The 19981-nt window shown below is 70.7% G+C and carries 18 protein-coding genes; 15 read left to right on the top strand and 3 right to left on the bottom strand.

All coding sequences use genetic code 11. The features are described 5' to 3' along the window. Positions 1–65 precede the first annotated feature (65 nt). Positions 66–1313 carry a COG1470 family protein gene (locus BM424_RS23690; protein WP_217649814.1) on the bottom strand — a complete coding sequence of 416 codons (1248 nt, stop codon included), beginning with the start codon at positions 1311–1313 and terminating at the stop codon, positions 66–68. A gap of 266 nt (positions 1314–1579) precedes the next feature. On the opposite strand from BM424_RS23690, the gene BM424_RS23685 reads away from it, so the two are divergent. From BM424_RS23685 to BM424_RS23665, 5 genes are all read left to right on the top strand, one after another. Beyond that, complete coding sequence (locus tag BM424_RS23685) at positions 1580–2203, top strand: helix-turn-helix transcriptional regulator (RefSeq protein ID WP_093422136.1); 624 nt, start codon at positions 1580–1582, stop codon at positions 2201–2203. A gap of 114 nt (positions 2204–2317) precedes the next feature. Further along, positions 2318–5359: a hypothetical protein gene (locus BM424_RS23680; RefSeq protein WP_245776084.1), complete on the top strand. Its 3042-nt coding sequence runs from the start codon at positions 2318–2320 to the stop codon at positions 5357–5359. Further along, positions 5356–6027 (top strand): Pvc16 family protein, encoded by a 672-nt coding sequence (locus tag BM424_RS23675; RefSeq protein WP_093422133.1) that lies wholly within the window; start codon positions 5356–5358, stop codon positions 6025–6027. Before BM424_RS23680 ends, BM424_RS23675 begins: the two co-directional genes overlap by 4 nt. Further along, on the top strand, positions 6024–7988 hold the full coding sequence (locus tag BM424_RS23670; protein ID WP_093422131.1) for an ATP-binding protein: 1965 nt from the start codon (positions 6024–6026) through the stop codon (positions 7986–7988). The genes BM424_RS23675 and BM424_RS23670 overlap by 4 nt, the downstream gene beginning before the upstream one ends. Before the next feature lie 26 nt (positions 7989–8014). Then, positions 8015–9370 carry an eCIS core domain-containing protein gene (locus tag BM424_RS23665; protein WP_245776083.1) on the top strand — a complete coding sequence of 452 codons (1356 nt, stop codon included), beginning with the start codon at positions 8015–8017 and terminating at the stop codon, positions 9368–9370. Between the two features lie 46 nt (positions 9371–9416). Here BM424_RS23665 and BM424_RS23660 read toward each other — a convergent pair whose 3' ends face one another. After that, positions 9417–9878 (bottom strand): nuclear transport factor 2 family protein, encoded by a 462-nt coding sequence (locus BM424_RS23660; RefSeq protein WP_093422128.1) that lies wholly within the window; start codon positions 9876–9878, stop codon positions 9417–9419. 87 nt (positions 9879–9965) lie between these two features. Between BM424_RS23660 and BM424_RS23655 the strand changes: the two genes are divergently transcribed. Beyond that, complete coding sequence (locus tag BM424_RS23655; RefSeq protein ID WP_093422126.1) at positions 9966–10538, top strand: TetR/AcrR family transcriptional regulator; 573 nt, start codon at positions 9966–9968, stop codon at positions 10536–10538. A 28-nt stretch (positions 10539–10566) separates the two neighbouring features. Here BM424_RS23655 and BM424_RS23650 read toward each other — a convergent pair whose 3' ends face one another. Then, positions 10567–11019, bottom strand: coding sequence for an anthrone oxygenase family protein (locus BM424_RS23650; protein ID WP_093422123.1), 453 nt, complete (start codon positions 11017–11019; stop codon positions 10567–10569). Between the two features lie 88 nt (positions 11020–11107). Between BM424_RS23650 and BM424_RS23645 the strand changes: the two genes are divergently transcribed. The 9 genes from BM424_RS23645 to BM424_RS23610 all read left to right on the top strand — a co-directional run bounded on the left by BM424_RS23645 (position 11108) and on the right by BM424_RS23610 (position 19979). Continuing rightward, the gene (locus BM424_RS23645) at positions 11108–11665 is read left to right on the top strand and encodes a TetR/AcrR family transcriptional regulator (protein WP_093422120.1); all 558 of its coding nucleotides are present in this window, start codon (positions 11108–11110) and stop codon (positions 11663–11665) included. Positions 11666–11792: 127 nt separating this feature from the next. Then, positions 11793–13304 carry a phage tail sheath family protein gene (locus BM424_RS23640; RefSeq protein ID WP_093422118.1) on the top strand — a complete coding sequence of 504 codons (1512 nt, stop codon included), beginning with the start codon at positions 11793–11795 and terminating at the stop codon, positions 13302–13304. Between the two features lie 9 nt (positions 13305–13313). Continuing rightward, the gene (locus tag BM424_RS23635) at positions 13314–13754 is read left to right on the top strand and encodes a phage tail protein (protein WP_093422114.1); all 441 of its coding nucleotides are present in this window, start codon (positions 13314–13316) and stop codon (positions 13752–13754) included. Next, entirely contained in the window at positions 13751–14197 is a 447-nt protein-coding gene (locus BM424_RS23630; RefSeq protein WP_093422112.1) for a hypothetical protein, read from the top strand. Before BM424_RS23635 ends, BM424_RS23630 begins: the two co-directional genes overlap by 4 nt. Then, entirely contained in the window at positions 14194–14352 is a 159-nt protein-coding gene (locus BM424_RS28980) for a DUF6760 family protein (protein ID WP_175548237.1), read from the top strand. The genes BM424_RS23630 and BM424_RS28980 overlap by 4 nt, the downstream gene beginning before the upstream one ends. 2494 nt (positions 14353–16846) lie before the next feature. Then, on the top strand, positions 16847–17026 hold the full coding sequence (locus BM424_RS28975; protein ID WP_175548236.1) for a hypothetical protein: 180 nt from the start codon (positions 16847–16849) through the stop codon (positions 17024–17026). A 14-nt stretch (positions 17027–17040) separates the two neighbouring features. After that, the gene (locus BM424_RS23620) at positions 17041–17466 is read left to right on the top strand and encodes a phage tail protein (RefSeq protein ID WP_093422109.1); all 426 of its coding nucleotides are present in this window, start codon (positions 17041–17043) and stop codon (positions 17464–17466) included. Between the two features lie 9 nt (positions 17467–17475). After that, positions 17476–18183, top strand: coding sequence for a CIS tube protein (locus tag BM424_RS23615; protein ID WP_093422106.1), 708 nt, complete (start codon positions 17476–17478; stop codon positions 18181–18183). Beyond that, positions 18183–19979, top strand: a complete 1797-nt coding sequence (locus BM424_RS23610) for a VgrG-related protein (protein WP_093422104.1) — start codon at positions 18183–18185, stop codon at positions 19977–19979. Before BM424_RS23615 ends, BM424_RS23610 begins: the two co-directional genes overlap by 1 nt. Positions 19980–19981 lie beyond the last annotated feature (2 nt).

The following is a 19981-nucleotide window of genomic DNA, read 5'->3' as shown; positions in this document are numbered from 1 at the left end:
AGATCACTCGTTCGGGGACTTCACAGGGTGGGTTCACCCTCTCGTGCGCGGAACGTGAACACGCTTCAGCGCGGAGCGGGCGCCAGCGACCCGCTCGCGTTGAGCTGCTGCACGCAGCGGGACGCCGTCGGACCGTAGGGCGGCGTGCCCGGGCGGGCGCAGCGCACCGTCGCCTCGACGGTCGCCTCGCTGGGGATCTTGATCGGCGTCACCCAGTGGTAGTCCTGGTTGCGGAAGGTCTCCAGCGCGATCGTGGTGATGATCCGCCCGTCGAACTCGATGGTCAGCAGCCCTTCGTCGCCCTGGTAGTTGGCCAGCACGAGGTCGGTGACGTAGAAGTCCTGTCCCTCCGGGACCTCGTAGGAGCGCACCGCCGAGCCGCCCGGCCTGGTGTTGAGCTCGATGGTCGCCGAGTGCTGCTGACCGGCGGCCGCCGGGTTCGCGGGCGGGGGCGGTTCGCCGCCGCCGGGCTCACCGGGCGGCGGCTGCTCGCCACCGGGTGGAGGTGGCGGGCCGAGCTCGCCGTCGGCCACCATCTGCTGGGTCTCGCGGCGCGCGGCCTCCTGCGCGGCGCTCGTCAGCTCGGGCAGCACGAGGGTGTACCAGAGCAGCAGCAGCGCCAGCAGCAACCCGAGCAGGGCCAGCAGCCACCGCGGCAGCAGCGGCACCTGCAGGAGCTCGCCGTCGAGCCCTTCAGTGTCGGCTTCCTCGGCGCTGCCGGACGCGGTGACGTGGAAGGGTTTCGACGCGGGTTTGCCGAACCAGATGAGCCCGCCCGCGCGCACCCGCAGGCGGATCTCGGCGCGGTCGCCGGGGTTGAGCGCGAGCCGGTCGGACTCGAAGGAGAAGGCGAGCTCCTCGGCCGGGTCGGTGGCCGCGAGCGGAACGGCGATGGGGGTGTTGCCCTGGTTGTGCACCGACACCACGAACCGGCCGCTGCGCCACCCGCGTCGCCGCTGCGGGGTGAGCGCGCCGCGGAAGCGGTGGAACGGGGCGATGACGACGGTCGTCTCCGGCACGGCGACGAGGTCGGGCTGCTCGACCGGCACGACCCGCACGGCCAGCGGCACCTCGCCCGCGGGCACGTCGGCGGACTGCGGCGGGCGCAGCACGAGCGTGACGGTGCCCTGCTCGCCCGGGTAGACCGGGAGGCGTTCGGGGATCACCGCGGTCCAGTCCGCGCATTCGCCGATGACTTCGAACTCGTACGCCTCGACGATGTCGGTGTTGTTGCGCACGGTGAAATTCGCAGTTGCCTCACCGCCGGGCGCGACTTCCACCCGCTCGCCGTCGAATTCGGCCTGAGTCGTCACGGACGAAAACCTATGCGCCGCCCTGCCGCCGAGTTGAGAGCGGCGAGGGCAACGCGAAGGCAGCGGAAGTGACCCTGCGGGGCATCGGCCATTGCCCGGCCCGATTTCTTGGAATATACCGAAATTGGGCCGAAAGTCGCTCGCATGAGCGCAAAAACCCTTCGCCATGGCCCGTTCCACAGCTTCCTTCCCCGAATGGCCGTCCCGCGAGACCGGGAATTGGCGTAACACTGGATGAGGGGGCTGGTTCTGAGGGAGGAGAGCCGATGACGAGAGTTCCGGTCGCGATATGCGCGGCCGATCCCATCCTGGAGAGCGGCGTCAGCCACCAGCTGCGCCCGCGCCCGGAGGTGGAGGTGCTCAGAGCCGATGAGGCGGAGCGCGCGGAGGTCGCGCTGGTCGTGGTCGACCGGCTGGACGAGGAGAACGAGCAGGTGCTGCGCAGGTTGCAGCGCACGTCCGCGGTCCGCACCGGGCTCATCATCGGCGAGTTCGGGCAGGACGCGCTGCAGACCAGCATCGAGTGCGGGGTGGCGGCGGTGCTGCGCAGACGCGACGCCGACGCCGATCGGCTGGTGGGGCTGGTGACCGCGCTGATCCGCGGCGAGGGGGTGCTGCCCGGCGACATGCTCGGCAGACTGCTGGATCACGTGGGCCGCCTGCAGCGCGGCGTTCCGAGCGCCTCCGGCGCGACGCTCTCGACGTTGTCGGCGCGGGAGGGCGAGGTTCTGCGGCTGATCTCCGACGGTTTCGACACCCGGGAAATCGCGACGAAGATGTCCTACTCCGAGCGGACGGTGAAGAACATCCTGCAGGAGGTCACCACGCGCCTCCAGCTGCGCAACCGGGCGCACGCGGTCGGATACGCGATGCGGCAGGGCTTGATCTAGCCGGCTTGCCCGAAAGTGCCTCCGCTCTTCCCGCTTCGGTGCCTGTCGGTTCCTGGGCACCGAAGCGGGAACGGGTGAAGCTGCGGGGAGGCATCGATCGGGCGGAGGGTGATCGTGATCGGCAACGTGCCCGGTTTCCGGCACGGGCGAACCCGCTGGGGAATCGTCCTGCTCGGTGTGATCCTGCTGCTGTGCGGGCTGATCAGCCTCCCGACGACGGTCGCACAAGCCCCGGCGGCCGCCCAGCCCCGGGCGGACGCGGTGGAGGCGAGTCGCATCTCCTACGCCGGGACCGGGCATCGCAGCCTGGGCATCGGCGGGTTGACGGATCAGGCACCGACGTCGCCGCTGTTCGACGAGCCGCGGCAGCACTTCGACCAGGACGTCTCCTCCCGCGACGGGCTGCTGGTGTTCACCAGCCTGCGCGACGAGAAGACCCCGCAGGTCTACCTGCGCGACACCGACGGCACCGTCCGGCGCCTCACGCGGGGCGTGGACGCGGCCAATCCCGAGCTCTCGCCGGACCTGCGGTGGGTGGCGTTCGATTCGGCCGGGTCGGACGGCGATCGCGACCTGTGGCTGGCGCGCACCGACGGCAGCGGGGCGCACCGGCTGTCCGACACCGCGAACAACGAGACGCACCCGACGTTCTCACCGGACGGCTCGCGGATCGCCTTCGCCTGCGACGCGGGCGGCCGGTGGCAGATCTACGACCAGCCCGCCTCGGGTGGCGCGCTGCGCCGCTTGACCGACGAGCCGTCGGGCTCGGCCGGGGAACCGTCGTGGAACCCGGTCGAACCCGACCGCATCGCCTACACCCACTACGAGGCCGATTCCCCCGACGACAGCGCCGCGCACCAGGTGCGGATCTTGGACGGCACCGGAACGGGCCGGGCGCTGTTCGCCGACGATCCGGGCTGGCAGACGCGGCAACCCCGGTGGATGCCGGACGGCCGGCGGCTGCTGTTCCTCAGCCCCACCTACCCGGCCGCGAACCCGCAGCCGGACGGCATCGACGACCAGGTCTTCCAGGTCGACGCCTCGGACTCGCCGGCCTCGGCGCCCGCGCGCAGGCTGCTGTCGGAGGACCGCCAGGTCGACTCGCCCACCTGGTTCACCGGCGGCGGGGTCGGGCGCCTGGTGGTCGCGCGCACCACGGCGTCGTCGCGGAACGTGGTGCGGTTGCAGGACATCCGGTCCGACGGGGTCGATCCCCGCGATCTGGGCGTGAACGTGATGACGGAGGACCCGAACGCCTACCGGGATTCCCGCCTGGTGTTCACCCCGAACGAGGGCTACGACCCGTGGACCGAGCGGCAGGCCTACTCCCCCGACGGCTCGCAGATCGCGGTCAGCCGCTTCGAGGACTCCGGCGGGCAGCGGGTGCAGCGGATCTGGCTGGTCGACGCCGACGGCTCCAACGCCCGGCGGCTGCCCATCGCCGATCGGCAGGCCGACGACTGGGAGTCCGACGTCGCCTGGTCGCCGGACGGCCGGTCGATCGCGGTGGCCCGCAGGTCACCGGGTGCGCTGACCCCGGCCGAGGACCGCGGTCGCAGCCGCATCGTCGTCGTGGACGTCGACTCGGGTGAGGTGACCAAGCGGCTGGGCAACTCGGATCCGGCGCTCGATGACACCCAGCCCGCGTGGTCGCCGGACGGGACGCGGTTCGCGTTCAGCCGCGGCCGGGTCTCCGACGTGCCGGACGAGCAGCGGCGCAACCACATCTGGATCGCCCGCGCCGACGACCTGGGCGGGCAGCAGGACCTCAGCGACACGATCTGCCAGTGCGAGGTGGTCGACGACAGCCCGGTGTTCGCGCCGGACGGGCGCAGCATCGTGTTCAACCGCGAGCGCGACGGGCTGTACCGGATCTACCTGGACGGAAACCGCTGCGAGGTGCTGCTGCCGCGCGGTCAGAACAGCTGCGTGGACGTCCCGGACCTGCCGGACGGCTCCGGGACGTACCAGCCGCGCGACGCCACCTGGTCGCCGGACGGGAAGCGGCTGGTGCTGTCCCGGCGGTTGGGCAGCAACAACAACACGCCCGAGCACCTGTCGATCCTCGACCCGGCCACGCGCGAGGTCACCTCGCTCACCGACCGGTTGCCGGGCAGGCAGAAGGAGCCGAGCTGGCGGGCGACGGTGGACCTGTCGATGACCGCACCGCAGCAGGCGGACCAGATCCAGGTGGACAGGTCGGTGTCGGTCACGGGCGTGGTGCGCAACAACGGGCCGGCGACCTCGCCGGGCACGACGGCGACGCTGAACGTGCCCTCCGGAGTGAAGCTGAGCCGGTTGCGCGCCGAGCAGGGGTCGTGCGACGGCGCGCGGTGTTCCCTCGGCGTGCTGGAGCCCGGGCAGTCGGTGCGCGTCACGGCCGAGCTCACCGGCTCCGCGCCCGGTGATCACCCGCTGACCTGGACCGCGACGGGTTCGGTGCGCGACAGCGCTCCGGGCGACAACACCTCCCGCACGGTGGTGCCGGTGCGCCCGGAACAGCCTCCGCTGCAGGCGAATCCCGCTGTCGGTCTGACCAGCGCACCCGATCCGTCCTATGTGGGCGGTCGCACCGAGGTGGTGTTCTCGGTCCGCAACGACGGCCAGGCGCAGGCGACCGGTCTGGAGCTGGACATGGCGCTGCCACCGGGTGTTCCGGTCGAGAGCGCACCCCCGGACTGCGCGCAGGCGCGGTGCCCGCTTCCCGATCTGCCGCCGGGCGGCGTGGTGGAGCGGCGCGTCGTGCTGGCGCCGAACGCGGCGGTGACCTCGGAGATCGGGGCGACGGTGCGCACGAGCGGGTCGGATTCCGGTCCCGGTGACAACCGCGCCACCCGGCCTTACCGCGTGCTGCAACCCCGGATCGTGGCGGTGCCGGAGGTCGGCGAACCCGGGTTCGTCACCTCGGTGCGCGGCGTCGACTTCCCGCCCGGCACGCCGGTGCGGCTGGAGTGGTCGCCGGGCATCACGGCCTCGGCCGCGCCGACGCTGCCGGGGCCGGACGGGAGGTTCGCGGCGCAGCTGCTGATCCTTCCCAAGGACGAGACCGGTCCGCGCACCATCACCGCCTCGGGTGCCGGGTTCGGCCCGGTGACCGCGCGCTTCCTGGTGGTCGATCCGGCGATCGCGCCGCCCGGGATGGTGGGGCGCCGGTGATCCACGAGGTCGACGAGGCGCTGCGACTGCTGCTCGCCGAGCACGACCTGCCGAGCTCGGGCGTGAAGCTGGGTTTCGAGGCGCCGACCACGGACTGGGCGGCCAAGCGCAACGCGCCCACGATCAGCGTGTTCCTCTACGACATCCGGGAGGAACCGGGGTTACGGCAGGGCGGCCGGTTCGAGCGGCGCGACGAGTCGGGCGCGGTGACGGGCTGGCAGGAGCCGCCGCACTGGTTCCACCTCGCCTACCTGGTGACGGTGTGGACGAACCGCCCGCAGGACGAGCACCGCCTGCTGGCCGAGGTGCTGCGCTGCCTGGTCCGCCACGACTCGCTGGCACCGCGGTGGCTGACCGGCACGCTGGCCGAGCTCGGGCTGACGGTGGGGTTCGAGGCGGGAGGGGCGATGGCGGAGGGCCGTTCAGCGGCCGACGTGTGGTCGGCGCTGGGCGGGCAGCTCAAGCCGTCGATCAACCTGCGGGTCACGGCCCCGCTGGCCGGCGACCTGATCCCGGCGGGCCCGCCGGTCACCGAGGGCGTCGTGCTGCGCTCCGACGACGAGGCCCGGCGCCTGCGCTACGCCCAGTCCACCGCCGAGGGCGAGGCGTTCGCCCCGGCCCGCCCGCGCCCGGAACCGAAGCGGCGACGCCGGGGACCGGTCTCGTGACAGCCGCCGACCTGCACCACCTGTGGGCGCGGTTGGGCCGGGTCGAGCAGCGGGTCCGCTCGGCGGTGGACGCCCGGTGCGCCACCGATCCGCAGCCGGACGACCCGCACCGCGGCCTCTACCTGACCCCGGAGCACGTCGAGCGCATCCTGGCCACGCCCGCGACCTCCTGGTCCGGCGACGGCTTCACCCCGGCCGATCCGGGCCCGAGGCTGCAACGGCTCGCCGAGGACTTCGGTCTCACCGAGCTGGACGTGGAGCTGCTGCTGGTGGCGCTGGCCCCGGACGTCGACGTCCGCTTCGAACCGCTCTACGGCTACCTCAACGACGACGTCACCCGGCGCCGCGCGACGACCGGGCTGGCCCTGGAGCTGTGCGGGATGCCATCGGCCGGAGACGGCCGGTTCCGGTTCACCTCCCACGCTCCGCTGGTGGCGGGCGGACTGGTGGAGGTGCTGGAGCCCGAGCGCCCGGCGCTGTCCCGCACGCTGCGGGTGCCCGATCGCGTGGTGGCGCACCTGCTCGGGCACGACGAGCCCGAGGCCGGGCGGCTGGTGCGCGGCGGCCCGCCGGGCGAGCTCGCCAAACGCCTCGGCGTGGCACTGGATTCCGGGGTGCGGCTGGTCCACCTGCACGGCGCGGAGGGGACCGCGCGGGTCGCGCTGGATGCCCTTTCGGTCAGCGGCAGGGCAGCGCTCGTCGTCGACATCGCCGACCTCTCCCCGGATTCCGCCCCGGTGCTCGTCCGCGAAGCGGCGCTGAGCCGGGCCGGAATCGTGCTGGGACCGCTGGAGAAGCTCGGCGCGGAACGTGCCCGCCTGCTCCGGGAACTCGTTCGCTCCGCGGAGCGGGTCCCGCTGCTGCTGCACGGGTCGGGGAGCTGGGACCCGGCTTGGTCCCAACGAGCACCGGTGTCGATCCGCGTCGCACCACCGAGCGCCGAAGAGCGGACCCAGGAGTGGAGACGAGCCCTGACCGCCCTAGCGGCCGAGATACCCGAGGACGAACTGGCCGAGGCGGTGGGGACCTACCAGCTCGACACCGAGGCGGTCGGCCGCGCGACGTCGGTGGCGGTGCAGCTCGCCGCGTTCGACTCCCGCCCGGTCAACGCCGACGACCTGCGCGCCGGCGCCCGAGCCCAGAACGGCGCGGGCCTGGACCGGCTCGCCCGCCACATCACCCCGACCGTGACCTGGGACGACCTGGTGCTGCCCGCCCCGACGCACCGGCAGCTCACCGAGCTGGCGATGCGCGCCCGCCACCGCGACCGGGTCCTCGGCGACTGGCGAATGCGTCCCGGCGGCGGTCGAGGCCGCGGCGTTCTCGCCCTGTTCGCGGGCGAATCGGGCACCGGCAAGACGATGTCGGCCGAAGTCGTCGCCGCCGACCTCGGCATGGACCTCTACGTGGTGGATCTGTCCACAGTGGTCGACAAGTACGTCGGTGAGACGGAGAAGAACCTGGAGCGCATCTTCACCGAAGCCGCCGGCGTCAACGGGGTCCTGCTCTTCGACGAGGCCGACGCCATCTTCGGCAAGCGCTCCGCCGTCCAGGACGCCCACGACCGCTACGCCAACGTCGAATCCGCCTACCTGCTCCAACGCATGGAGACCTTCGACGGCATCGCCATCCTCACCACCAACCTCCGAGCCAACCTCGACGAAGCCTTCACCCGCCGCCTCGACGTCATCGCCGACTTCCCCATGCCCGACCACGAACAACGACGTGCTCTCTGGGACCGCTGCCTCGGCAACTCCCTCCCCCGCGCCGACGACCTCGACCTCGACCTCTGCGCAGGCTTCGAACTCTCCGGCGGCTCCATCCGCTCCTGCACCATCACAGCCGCCTACCTGGCCGCCGAAGCCGGAAAGCCGGTCGGTGGCGAAGAACTGATCACCGCGATCCGCCAGGAGTACGGCAAGCTCGGCCGCCTGATCTTGGACTCCGAGTTCCACACCTGAGCCCCGGCAGCCGGAAGGGAGAAACCGTGTTCGCACACGAAAAATCAGACGAGACCACCGCCGAAGGCCGCACCCCGTCGCGCACGAGGGCGGCATCCGTGGACGTCGGGACGCCGTCTCCCCGCACGACATCACCCGCCGGTCTGGTGGCGCTGCAACGCACGATCGGCAACGCCGCCGTCGCCCGCATGCTCGACGAGCAGCAACCCGTCCAGCGATCAGCCGTGCACGACGTGCTTCGCAAGCCGGGACAGCCGCTGGACGCCTCGACTCGCACCGACATGGAAACCAGGCTCGGCGCGGACTTCTCCGACGTCCGGCTGCACACCGACGCATCGGCGCAACGGTCGGCCACCGAGATCGGAGCCCGTGCTTACACCTCCGGCAACCACGTGGTGATCGGCCCGCACGGGGCCGACGCGCACACCTTGGCCCACGAGCTCACGCACGTCATCCAACAGCGCCGGGGAGCGGTGGACGGAACCGACAACGGTGCCGGCCTGCGGATCAGCGACCCCACCGACCGCTTCGAGCGCGAGGCCGAGCAGAACGCGACCAGAGCGCTCTCCGACCATCCGCCGGAACGTCCGGGCCCCGCAGTACCTGGTGGGGGCGCGAACGACCAACGCCCCGTCCAGCGCATCATCTTCAACCAGGACGACGACGGGAACGACCTGCTCGAAGCCATGCCACCGGAGCGGGTCCCGAGCCTGCCGCAGGTCGAAGGCTTCTCCCCCGACCGGATCGAGCGCTTGCAGGCCTTGGCAACGTCGATGGAGGACCCCTTACTCACCCTCGATGAAGCCTTGGAGCAGTCGCGGAACACCGTGGTCGGAGCGATCAGCGGCCCGCACCCCCGCGAAGGTGATTTCCTGGCCAACGTCCAGGACTGGCGCAAGCAGGGGTTCTCCGCCTACGACCCGCAGATGGAGGAGAGATTCCTGCGCAGGCAGCTCGAAAAGCGGGGTGTTCCTGCGAACGCCAGCGTCCTCCGGAAGGCGTCGATCACCGAGTTCGGCACGCACGTACCGCACACCGACGTCCTGGTCCCCCACCCGGGCCCGTGGATCCGCCTGGCCGAACCGGACGATCTCGCCAGCTGCCTGGATCGGGTGATGGGAGCCGACAGCCGCGCCTACGTGCTCACCGACAGCGAGCCCAATGCTCGGTACGCGGACATGCTCGTCGAGCGGATCTCCGCGATGAACGAGGCCAACGCAGGCGTGGACGGGTACCAGCGATTGACCACCACCGTCGAGGTGGTTCCGATCCCCAGCTACGGCTCAACCCGGCTCGGCGCCGACGCCGATGGACAGGCGGGAGCCACACTCCAGACCCAGCATCCCGGGGAATATCGACTGATCAAGGTCAGCCGCTCATGAGCACCCCGTCGCGCAGATCCTGACCGGGGAGTGCGTCAGCCGGGAACTACTGCAGCGGGATGTCGAGGCCGTGCTCTTCGGTGGGGCGGGGGCCGTGGATGCGGCGGTCGGACTCGGTGATGGGGACGTCGTTGATGCTCGCTTCGCGACGGCGCATGAGGCCGTGCTCGTCGAACTCCCACAGCTCGTTGCCGTAGCTGCGCCACCACTGGCCGTCCCGGTCGTGGCACTCGTACTGGAAGCGGACGGCGATGCGGTTCTCGTGGAAGCTCCAGAGGCTCTTGCGCAGCGCGTAGTCCAGTTCACGCTCCCACTTGCGCGTCAGGAACGCGACGATCTCCTCCCGGCCGGTGACGAACACGTCCCGGTTCCGCCACGTCGAGTCCGGCGTGTACGCCAGGGCCACCCGCTGCGGGTCCCGGGTGTTCCACGCGTCCTCCGCAGCCTGCACCTTCTGCAACGCCGTCTCCTGCGTGAACGGCGGATACGGCGGACGACCTTCCGGCATGACGACCTCCTCAAGTCGAGAACGCACGTTCTCCATCGGTGGTAGCCTACGATGGAGAACGTCCGTTCTCAACCGCGAGGAGCTCACATGCCGGCCCGGATCACCGAGGAGCAGCACCGGCTGGACCGCGAAGCCCTGCTCGACGCCGCCGAGGGACTCTTCTACGAGAACGGCATCCAGGCGGTCGGCATGGACGACGTCCGCGCCGCCTCCCGTCTACCGCTCAAGCGGATCTACCGGTTCTTCCCGACGAAGGACGACCTCGTGGTGGCGGTGCTCCAACGCCGGGATCGGCGGTGGAGAACGAGCCTCACCGCCCACGTGGAGGCACTCGCGGACCCCCGCGAGCGCGTCCTGGCCGTCTTCGACTGGCTCGGCGAGTGGTTCGCAGAACCCGGCTTCCGCGGATGCGCCTGGGTCAACGCCCACGGTGAGCTCGGAGCGTCGTCCGAGGCGGTGCTCGCCGAAGTCCGGTCGCACAAGCAGGCGTTCCACGACCAGATCGCGACGTGGGTCCACGACACCGGAGCCGAGGTGGCCGAGCCGGTCTTCCTGCTCGCCGAAGGAGCCATCGTGACCGCCGGCATCCGGCGCGACCCCACCCCCGCCCACCAAGCCCGCGAAGCCGTCGCGACCCTGCTCGACGCACCTCGCCCGTGAGGTCCGCATCCGCTGCGCCCAAGCGGTGTCACAGCGCGGTGACGGCCACGAGGACTAGAACGAAGGCTGCGGTGATGACCGCGACTCGGGCGTGGTGGAGGCGGTCCCAGCGTTGCTGCTGAGCGCGCCAGTCCGGTGGGTGGTCTTCGGCCGTCCAGGTCGTGCCCCGGTTGTTGATCGGGACGAGCAGCGCGAGGGACATGACCACGCTAATCACCAGCAGCACGGCGGCCGCAGCGGCGGGCGGAGCCGACGGCTCACCCCAGGTCACGGCCGCGAGCGCCGCGGTGAGCGCGAGGGAGCCGAAGTACCAGAACGGCATGGCACGACCCATCATGCGACCGCCATCGGCGCGTCCCTCGATGGAGGCACCCGCAGGTAGCCGCATCAAGATCGGGTTGAGGACGACCGCGACCGCGAGTTCCACACCGACCATCAGACCGACGACCGTCGCGGTGATGACCGCGAGCAACTGGACCATGAGCGAACACCCTCTCGGGTTAGCACTGCTAGAAAACCTAGCACCGCTAGACTAGGTCTTCAGGGCACTGACCTGCAAGGAGGAATCCATGGTCGACACCTCAGCACGACAGCGGCGGACCGAGGAGCGGCGGCGGAAGATCCTCGACGCAGCCCGCGCCAGGGCCGACGCGGAGGGCTGGGGCGCCGTGACGACCCGCCACCTCGCCGAGTCGATCGGCTACACCCAGCCCGTGCTCTACGGGCACTTCCCCGGCGGCAAGAGCGAGATCATGCGGACCGTCGCGCTGGAGGGCTTCACCGAGCTGGAACAGCGCTGCCGCAGCGCCGTGGGCCGGAAACGCGGCCTGCGAGCCGTGGAGGCCGTCGCCGTAGCCTACCTGGACTTCGCGCAAGAGCACTCCGCGCTCTACGAAGCGATGTTCCAGCTGCCGCTCGACGTGCGCTTCGCCCAGGACGACAACGAGCCCGAGCTGCGCGCCGGGTTCACCGCGCTCGCCCGCGCCCTCGGCGATCCGGGCGACACCGCCACCGAATTGTTCTGGGGCGCGCTGCACGGCCTCAGCCTGCTGGAGCGGTCCGGCCGCATGCGTCCGGAGCATCGGGGCGGCCGGGTCGCCGAGCTCGCCGCCCGGTTCGGCACCTAGGAGGCAGCCGGCGTGTCCGGGGAGGCAGTGCTGTTGCCCTCGTCGGGGGTGCTGGTGGACATGGTCGCCGGGCTCGCGGGGCGCGAGGCTCGGGATCGTCCGTGCCTCGAGCGATGAGGGAGCGAGCATGCCGTCGTACCTGTCTCCTGGCGTTTACGTCGAGGAGGTCCAGAACGGGTCCAGGCCCATCGAGGGGGTCGGGACCGCTGTGGCCGCCTTCGTCGGCTTCGCCTCGCAGGGGCCGGTCCAGGAACCGACGCTGGTGACGAACTGGAGCCAGTTCACCCGGATCTTCGGCGGGTTCGGCGACGGCTACCTCGCGCACTCCGTCTACGGGTACTTCGCCAACGGCGGCGGGTCCGCCTACGTCGTGCGCATCGGCGGCCCGTCGGCGCCCGCCTCGCCGGCCGCGGCGAAACCCGTGGAACTCGGCGGGTTGAGGGTGTCGGCGTTGCCGGGCGCCGGGTCGGGTGTCACCGTCGAGGTCGCCGACGCCGAGGGCGAGAACCCGCCGGAGGACCGGTTCCGGCTGGTGGTCAGCCAGGACGGCAAGGTCGCCGAGACCTTCGACGTGTCCACCAAGAAGAACGTCAAGAGCTACGTGGTCACGCAGGTGCGCGAGCGGTCGCGGCTCATCGAGATCACCGAGGCCTCCAGCGGTGCGCTGAGCAGGCCCGACAACCAGTCGGTGTCGGTCGCCGCGCCACCGAGCGCGCCCGCACCGGCCACTGTGGACGCACAGGAGTACGTCGGGGACCTCGCCGCGCGGACCGGGTTCGGCGGGTTGGAGACCGTCGACGAGATCACCATGGTGTGCGTCCCGGACCTGATGAGCGCGCACCAGCGCGGGCTGATCGACGCCGAAGGCGTGAAAACCGTGCAGCTGGCGGCCATCTCGCACTGCGAGCAGATGGGTGACCGGGTCGCGGTGCTCGACCCGCCGCCCGGGCTCAACGCCCAGCAGGTGCGGGCGTGGCGGATGGACGAGGCCGGCTACGACTCGAAGTACGCGACGCTGTACTACCCGTGGATCAAGGTGTTCGACCCGTCCAGCGGCCGCAACACGATGGTGCCGCCGAGCGGTCACGTGGCCGGGGTGTGGGCGCGCAGCGACACCGAGCGCGGCGTGCACAAGGCGCCCGCCAACGAGGTCATCCGCGGGGCGGTGGACCTGGAGACCAACCTGAGCAAGGGCGAGCAGGACCTGCTCAACCCCGTCGGCGTGAACTGCGTGCGGTCCTTCGCCGGGCGCGGCATCCGGATCTGGGGCGCGCGGACCCTCTCCTCCGACCCGGCGTGGCGGTACCTGAACGTGCGGCGGCTGTTCAACTACCTGGAGGAGTCGATCCTGGTCGGCACCCAGTGGGTGGTGTTCGAGCCCAACGACGACCGGTTGTGGTCGAGCATCCGCCGCAACATCGGCGCGTTCCTGCACCAGTCGTGGCGCGACGGGGCGCTGTTCGGCCGGACCGCCGACGAGGCGTTCTTCATCAAGTGCGACCGGGAGAACAACCCCCAGGAGTCCATCGACCTCGGCCAGGTCGTGTGCGAGATCGGGGTAGCGCCGGTGAAACCCGCCGAGTTCGTGGTCTTCCGGCTCTCGCAGTTCTCCGACAGCACCAGCCTGGTCAGCGAGTAAGGAGACGACATGGCACAGGGCGACACCCTCTCCACGCACCGGTTCGGCGTGGAACTCGGCAGCATCACGGTGGAATCGGTCAAGGAGGTCTCCGGTCTCACCGTCGAGCAGGACGTGATCGAGACCCAGCAGGTCACCCCGACCGGGGAGCGGATCAACAAGAAGCAGCCCGGCGGTCAGAAGGGCGGCGAGGTCACCATCACCCGCGGCCTCGACAAGAGCACCGAGTTCACCGCCTGGATCATGAAGACCCTGCTCAAGGGGGACGTGGAGAGCGCGCGGGAGAACCTCACCATCGAGATCCAGGACACGATGGGCGAATCGGTCCGCCGGATGCAGCTCTACGACTGCTGGGTCAGCAGGTGGGAGGGCCCGTCGTTCACCGCGGGCGACTCCAACGCGGCCACCGAGCAGGTGACCATCGTGTTCGAGCGGATCGAGATCGAATGAGGCGTCGCATCACCTCGCTGAGCGACCTCGACGAGGTCGCCGGCAACCGCGCTCCCGAGCCCGCGGAGAGCGGATCGCACGAGGAGTTCGACTTCGAGCTGCCGCGCGGCTACGTGCACGGCGACGGGACGGTGCACCGGCACGGCCGGATGCGGCTGGCCACCGCCAAGGACGAGCTGCGCACGCAGATCGACGTGCGCGTGAAGGAGAACCCGGCCTACCTCAGCGTGGTGCTGCTGGCGCAGGTCATCACCCAGCTCGGCGACATCACCGACGTGCACGCGGGCGTGGTGGAGAACATGTACGCCACCGACGTGGCGTTCCTGCAGGACTTCTACCGGCGGATCAACAGCGAGGGCCACACCCGGGCAGGGGTCACCTGCCCGTCGTGCGACACCGCGTTCGAGGTCGACCTGGCAGGTGGTCGCCTGGGGGAATCGTGACGTACGCGCCGGAGCGGCTGCACGCGGAGGTCGCGTACGTCGCCTACCACTTCCACTGGACGCGCGAGGAGATCCTCGACCTCGACCACCGCGAACGCGGCCGGTGGGTGCAGGAGATCGCCCGGATCAACACGCGGATGAACGAGGGGGGATGACCCGGTGGGCCTGCTGGACCTCTTCCGACGCCGACGTCCCGTCGAAACCCCCGCTCCCGCACCGGTTCCCGAATGGGACGGGGGTTGGCGACGCGCCGGTGGCGACGTCCGGGTGCTCCAGGGCTCCGCGCCCGGGGTGGTCGAGGGCGGGTTCCGGGACTCGGTGGCCTCGTACCGGGAGCACGGGGCGATGAGCGGGATGGGGCACCTCGTCGACCCGACCGCCCCGTCCGGGCTGGTCCACGGGCTGCTGCGCCCGGCCTCCGGCGTTCCCGTGCAGCGATCGACGAGCGGAGACCTGCCGGTCCGGGGCGTGATCCGGCCGGCGGAGCCGCACGTGCAGACCCCGCGGCGCCAGGCCCGCGGCCGGTCGGCGAAGGGGGATGCATCGGGTACCGGACGCCGGCCGGTCGTCAGGCCTCCATCGGTTCCGGTTGGTGACCTTCAGTCGGTTCCGACTGCCGAACGTCCGTCGGGTCCGGATACCGAATCCTCGACCCCAGCAGCGAAACGGGCCGCGAAGACCGACGACCGAGCGAACACTCCCAGTCTGCCGCTGGTCCGACCGCACAGGCTGTCCCCACCGCTGACGGTCGCCCGCCGAGCCCGATCACTCCCACCCCGCCAGGTAACCGCAATCCGACCGGTCACCCCACCCGAGCGCACACCGGCCGACCCAACCGCGAAAACCACGCAGCAGCCACGAATCGACGCCATCCAACGCACCATCTCCCCCGGCAGCACCCCGGGAGATCCACTACCGAGCCTCCCACCTACAGCCATCATCCCCCCGAAATCCAACACCACCCCCGAACACACCCCCGCTTCCAGCAACACCCCCGAACCAACGCACGACTCCGGCACCACCAGCGAATCAGCGCACGACTCCACAACCACTCACCACGACACCACAAACCCACCCGTGCTCCACCGCACACCCACACCCCACGACTCCCCCACTTCCCCACACCCGCAAACCCCCGTACCCCGAAGCTCACACAACCAGCCAACAATCCAACGCTCCCCCGAATCCACCCCGGAACCACCCACCCCAACCTCCACAACCCGACCCCGACTGGGAATCGGCCCCCCGATCCCCCAACTCCCGACCTCAGCACACCCCCTCCCCACCTCACCCCCATCCGGTGAGGACAGTTTTCATGAAAACCTCCCGACCCCCCACGACGACCGTGAACACCGCAGTTTTCATGAAAACTTCCCCACCATCCAACCCAACCGAGGTGGTGAAGGTTTTCATGAAAACTTCCCCGTCACGAGCAAAGACCGAGGTCAGGGCATCGACCCCGTCTCACGTTCTCGACGGGGTGGGGGAAGTTTTCATGAAAACTTCCCCTCTCCCCACGACGGAGGGGGAGAACGCAGTTTTCATGAAAACTTCCCCCACTCGGGAGGTGAGTTCGTCCAGCGGAGCACCTTGGGTGGTGTTGAGTCGTCCGGGTTTTCCGTGTTGCCGGCGGCGGTGAGCGAATCCGGTTCTGGGGATTCGTCGTGGGAGGGCGAGGGGGTTCAGTCGGAGGCCTCCGTACCTGTCGTGCGAGCTGGGGCCTCGGGTGAAACCGGAGCCTCGGGTAGGGCCGGGTCCCCGCATGGGCCCGGGTCCTCGGCGGGAGCCAGGTACCCGGGTGGGGCTGGGGCCTCCGGTGGGGTCGGGTCCCCGGGTGCGGTCAGGACCCCGAGTGAGGCTGGGAGCGCGAGTGCGGCGGGGGTTTCGGGTGTGGCTGGGTCTCCGGGTGAGGTGGGAGTTGAGGCTCGGGTGACGGAGGGGTCGCGAGGTTGGTCGAGTGCGGGTGGCGCGGGTGGGAGTCTGCCGGTTGTTGCGAGTTCTGGTGCTGTGCAGCGGGTTTCGAGTGACGGTGTGGGAGGGGACGGAATCCGTTCTTCCCGTCCGGTGGGTGGTGCTCAGCGGGTTCCGGTGGGTGGTTCGTCGGGTGCGCAAGGGGACGTTCAAGGTGTGCAAGGGGGCGTTCAGGATGGGAGTGCGGAGCGATCCGGTGGTGGTCCGTCGGCCTCGGGTGTCTCGGATGGGGCCGGGGTGGGGTTGACTGTGCAGCGGCAGGCGTTGTCGCAGCGTTCTGCCTCGACACAGATCGGGGGGCACCGGACGAGCCCACTGCCGGTCAGGTCGTTGATCGCTGCGCATCCGTTGAACGTCCGAACGGGACGCGGGTTTGAGTCGGCCAGTACCGAAACACACGCTCCGCCAACGACAACGACATCACCGGCCCGATGGAACACCCCGGGGTCGGCGATCCAGCGGACCCCGACGGCCCGTCCCCACCGCCCCACACCTCCACCGACGTCTACCACCGATCTCGTCCCACCAGCGCCCCGGCAGTCCCCCACGACCGCGGCCCCCGCCACTGCCGCCCCCACCCGGTCTGCCCCCACCAAAACCCCCACCCCCACCAGCCCCCCTCCCCCGATCCAGCGCTCCCCCGCTCCGCAGGTCCCGGGGGTGCCCGCCGGGGTGCCGGTGACGGTCGTGCAGCGCGAGGCCGCGCCGCCCGAGCCCCGGCCGGAACCCGCGCCCGCGCGGGAGACCGACACCGAGGAGCTCGCGCGCAGCCTGGTCGAGCCGGTCAGCCGGTTGCTGCGGGCCGAGCTGCGCCACGGCCGGGAACGTCTCGGCCGCTTGAACGATCGCCGCAGGTGAGGGAAGGAGTGCCGATGTCGCAGAAGATCTTCGCCTCCAGCGTGTTCTTCCAGCTCAAGATCGCCGGGGACGACCTGGGTCCGTTCCACACCTGCTCCGGGCTCGGCGCCCAGGTGGAGGTGGAGCAGTTCAGCGAGGGCGGCAACAACGGTTTCACCTGGCAGCTGCCCACCCGCGTCACCTGGTCGAACATCACGCTGAGCAGGCCGGTCACCGAGGACACCGCCAAGATCTCGAAGTGGTTCACCCAGATCATCCAACGGGTGGAGCGCAAGGACGGCGAGATCGTCGCGCTCCGCCCGGACCGGACGCCGCTCGCCCGGTGGCAGGTGCTCGGCATCGTGCCGATCAGCTGGCAGGGGCCGACGTTCGACCCGGCGACCGCGCAGGCCGCGATGGAGACCCTCGAGATCGCCCACGAGGGCCTGCGGGCCGGGTGAGGGGACGAGATGGCCGGTAGGAACCTGGCGCGCGCCAAGCTGCTGATCATGGAGCCGCCCGCGAAGGTCGGCGCCCGGGCGGGCGCGCGGCTCAAGGAGGTCCGGTTCCAGTTCAACCCGAACCGGCTGAGCCTGACCAAGAGCACCGAGTGGCGCCGCAAACCGGCGCGCATGGCCGACGACTCCGCCACGCCGGAGTTCGTCGGCAGCGGCCCGCGTTCGCTGTCGCTGGAGGTGTTCCTCGACGCCACCGACACCCACGACCGTTCGGTGGAGAAGAAGGTCGAGGACCTGATGCTGGCGTGCGTGCCGACGCCGAAGAGCCTGCGCGCCAAGAAACCGGCGAGCCCGTGGGTGCGGTTCGAGTGGGGCACGGCCAAGACCACCTCGTTCGACGGCGTGCTGTCGAGCTTCTCGGTGGAGTACTCGCTGTTCGACGTCGACGGCACGCCGCTGCGCGCGACGTGCTCGTTGAGCATCGAGGAGGCCGGCGCCGACACGCCCGGCCAGAACCCGACGTCGGGGTCGGAGAACGCCCGCCGCACGCACCGGGTCGTCGCCGGGGACACCTTGGCGCACCTGGCGTGGCAGGAGTACGGCGACGCGACCGCGTGGCGGCTGATCGCCGAGGCCAACGACATCGACGACCCCATGATCCTGCCCCCGGGCGCGGAACTGCTGGTGCCCGCGCTCGATGACGAGAGGGACGCGACCTGATGGGCAACGACTCCTCCGGCCGGTCGGTGGCCGCCGATCCGATCGTGGGCATCCCGGCGGAGCTGCCCGCGGCCTGGCAGCAGCAGCTGACCAGCTGCGTCGTCGACGAGAACGTCGGGCTGCCCGACGCCGCGACGGTGGTGTTCCGCGACCCGAACCACGAGCTGCTGACCTCCACCGGGATCGGCATCGGCTCGGAGCTGACGGTGAAGGTGACGACCACCGGGAGCACCGCGGCCGAGGAGCTGTTCGCCGGCGAGGTCACGGCGCTGGAGCTGGACTCGGACGGGACCGGGTCGTTCACGGTCGTGCGGGCGATGAGCAAGGCGCACCGGCTGATGCGGGGCCGGAAGGTCAAGGCGTTCCGGAACATGACGGCGGAGCGGATCGTGCGCGAGGTCGCCACCGGGGCGAAGTTGAAACCGGGCCGGATCAAGCCCAAACCGATCACCTACACCCAGTTGTCGCAGGCCAACGTCTCGGACTGGGAGTTCCTGCAGAACCTCGCCCAGGAGCACGGCGTCGTCGTGCGCGTCGACGGCAAGGGCCGCCTCGACTTCGCCGAGCTCACCCCCGCCTCGAAGGCACCGTCACCGTCGACACCGGCGAACAAGAGCCCGTTCGTGCTGGAGTACGGGCGGAACCTGATGGCGCTGCGGGCGGTGCTCACCGCCGCCGACCAGGTCGACGCCGTCGAGGTGCGCGGCTGGAACGTCGACACCAAGAAACCCCTCGTCGCCCGCGACACCACCGCCACCAGCGACGTCGTGCAGCCGGGCCTGACCGCGGCGAAGGCGAGCGCGAAGTTCGGCAAGCCCGAGCTGCTGGTCACCGACACGCCCTACGGCACGCAGGCCGAGGCACGGACCGCGGCGAAGTCCCTGGCGGCGTCGATGCGGGCCGGGCTCGGGGAGGTCGAGGCGGTCGCCGAGGGCAACCCGAAGCTGCGGGCGGGCGTGCCGGTGGCGCTAGGCAACGTCGGCGCGGACTTCGCCGGCAAGTACACCGCGACCGCCGTGCACCACGTCCTCGAACCGGGGCAGGGCTACCGGACGACGGTGCTGGTCAGCACCTCACCGGACCGGTCGCTGACCGGCCTGGTCAGCGGTGCCGGAGCACCGGACCGGGGCCCGCGCATCCCGGGTGTGGCGACCGGGATCGTCACCGACATCAAGGAGCCCGGGAAGTCCCAGCGGGGCTGGGTGAAGCTGACGTTCCCGTGGCTGTCCGACGACTACACCACCGACTGGGTCCGCACGGTGCAGCTCGGCGGGAAGGGCGGCGGCGGGGTGTTCAGCCCGGACGTCGGCGACGAGGTGCTGGTCGGTTTCGAGCAGGGCTGCCTCGACCACCCGTACGTGATCGGCGGGCTCTACAACGGCGTCGACGCGCCGTCGGAGCACGACGGCCCGCTGGTCGACCCCACCAGCGGCAAGGTCAACCGGCGCTCGCTGGTGTCCCGCAAGGGACATCGGCTGGAGCTCGTCGATTCGACGACGCGGTCGCCGGGCGTGCACGTGGCCAGCGGGAACAAGCGGCTCGACGTCCGCATGGACGAGCAGAAGCAGACCATCGACATCACCGTCCGGGCCCCGGGCGGTCAGCGGGTGCTGAGCTCGCTGTCGTTGTCCCCCAACGGGATCGAGCTGGACGCGCGCGCCGGCGACATCACCCTGTCCGGCCGGTCGGTGTCGGTGGACGCCACCACCTCGGTGTCGATCAAGGGCCGGACCAGCGTGGACATCGACGGCGGCGCGACCGCGGCGCTGCACGCCCCGATGGTGCGGATCAACTGACG

This window comes from Saccharopolyspora flava, assembly GCF_900116135.1.
Taxonomy (GTDB): Bacteria; Actinomycetota; Actinomycetes; order Mycobacteriales; family Pseudonocardiaceae; genus Saccharopolyspora; species Saccharopolyspora flava.
This window is presented reverse-complemented; position numbering and strand designations above follow the sequence as displayed.

Excerpts from the sequence above, each read along its gene's own strand:
- BM424_RS23650 (WP_093422123.1), bottom strand. The coding sequence starts at position 11,019 with ATGGTCCAGTTGCTCGCGGTCATCACCGCGACGGTCGTCGGTCTGATG.
- BM424_RS23620 (WP_093422109.1), top strand. The coding sequence starts at position 17,041 with ATGTCGCAGAAGATCTTCGCCTCCAGCGTGTTCTTCCAGCTCAAGATC.
- BM424_RS23635 (WP_093422114.1), top strand. The coding sequence starts at position 13,314 with ATGGCACAGGGCGACACCCTCTCCACGCACCGGTTCGGCGTGGAACTC.
- BM424_RS23660 (WP_093422128.1), bottom strand. The coding sequence starts at position 9,878 with ATGCCGGAAGGTCGTCCGCCGTATCCGCCGTTCACGCAGGAGACGGCG.
- BM424_RS23615 (WP_093422106.1), top strand. The coding sequence starts at position 17,476 with ATGGCCGGTAGGAACCTGGCGCGCGCCAAGCTGCTGATCATGGAGCCG.
- BM424_RS23655 (WP_093422126.1), top strand. The coding sequence starts at position 9,966 with ATGCCGGCCCGGATCACCGAGGAGCAGCACCGGCTGGACCGCGAAGCC.
- BM424_RS23685 (WP_093422136.1), top strand. The coding sequence starts at position 1,580 with ATGACGAGAGTTCCGGTCGCGATATGCGCGGCCGATCCCATCCTGGAG.
- BM424_RS23610 (WP_093422104.1), top strand. The coding sequence starts at position 18,183 with ATGGGCAACGACTCCTCCGGCCGGTCGGTGGCCGCCGATCCGATCGTG.
- BM424_RS23645 (WP_093422120.1), top strand. The coding sequence starts at position 11,108 with ATGGTCGACACCTCAGCACGACAGCGGCGGACCGAGGAGCGGCGGCGG.
- BM424_RS23640 (WP_093422118.1), top strand. The coding sequence starts at position 11,793 with ATGCCGTCGTACCTGTCTCCTGGCGTTTACGTCGAGGAGGTCCAGAAC.
- BM424_RS23630 (WP_093422112.1), top strand. The coding sequence starts at position 13,751 with ATGAGGCGTCGCATCACCTCGCTGAGCGACCTCGACGAGGTCGCCGGC.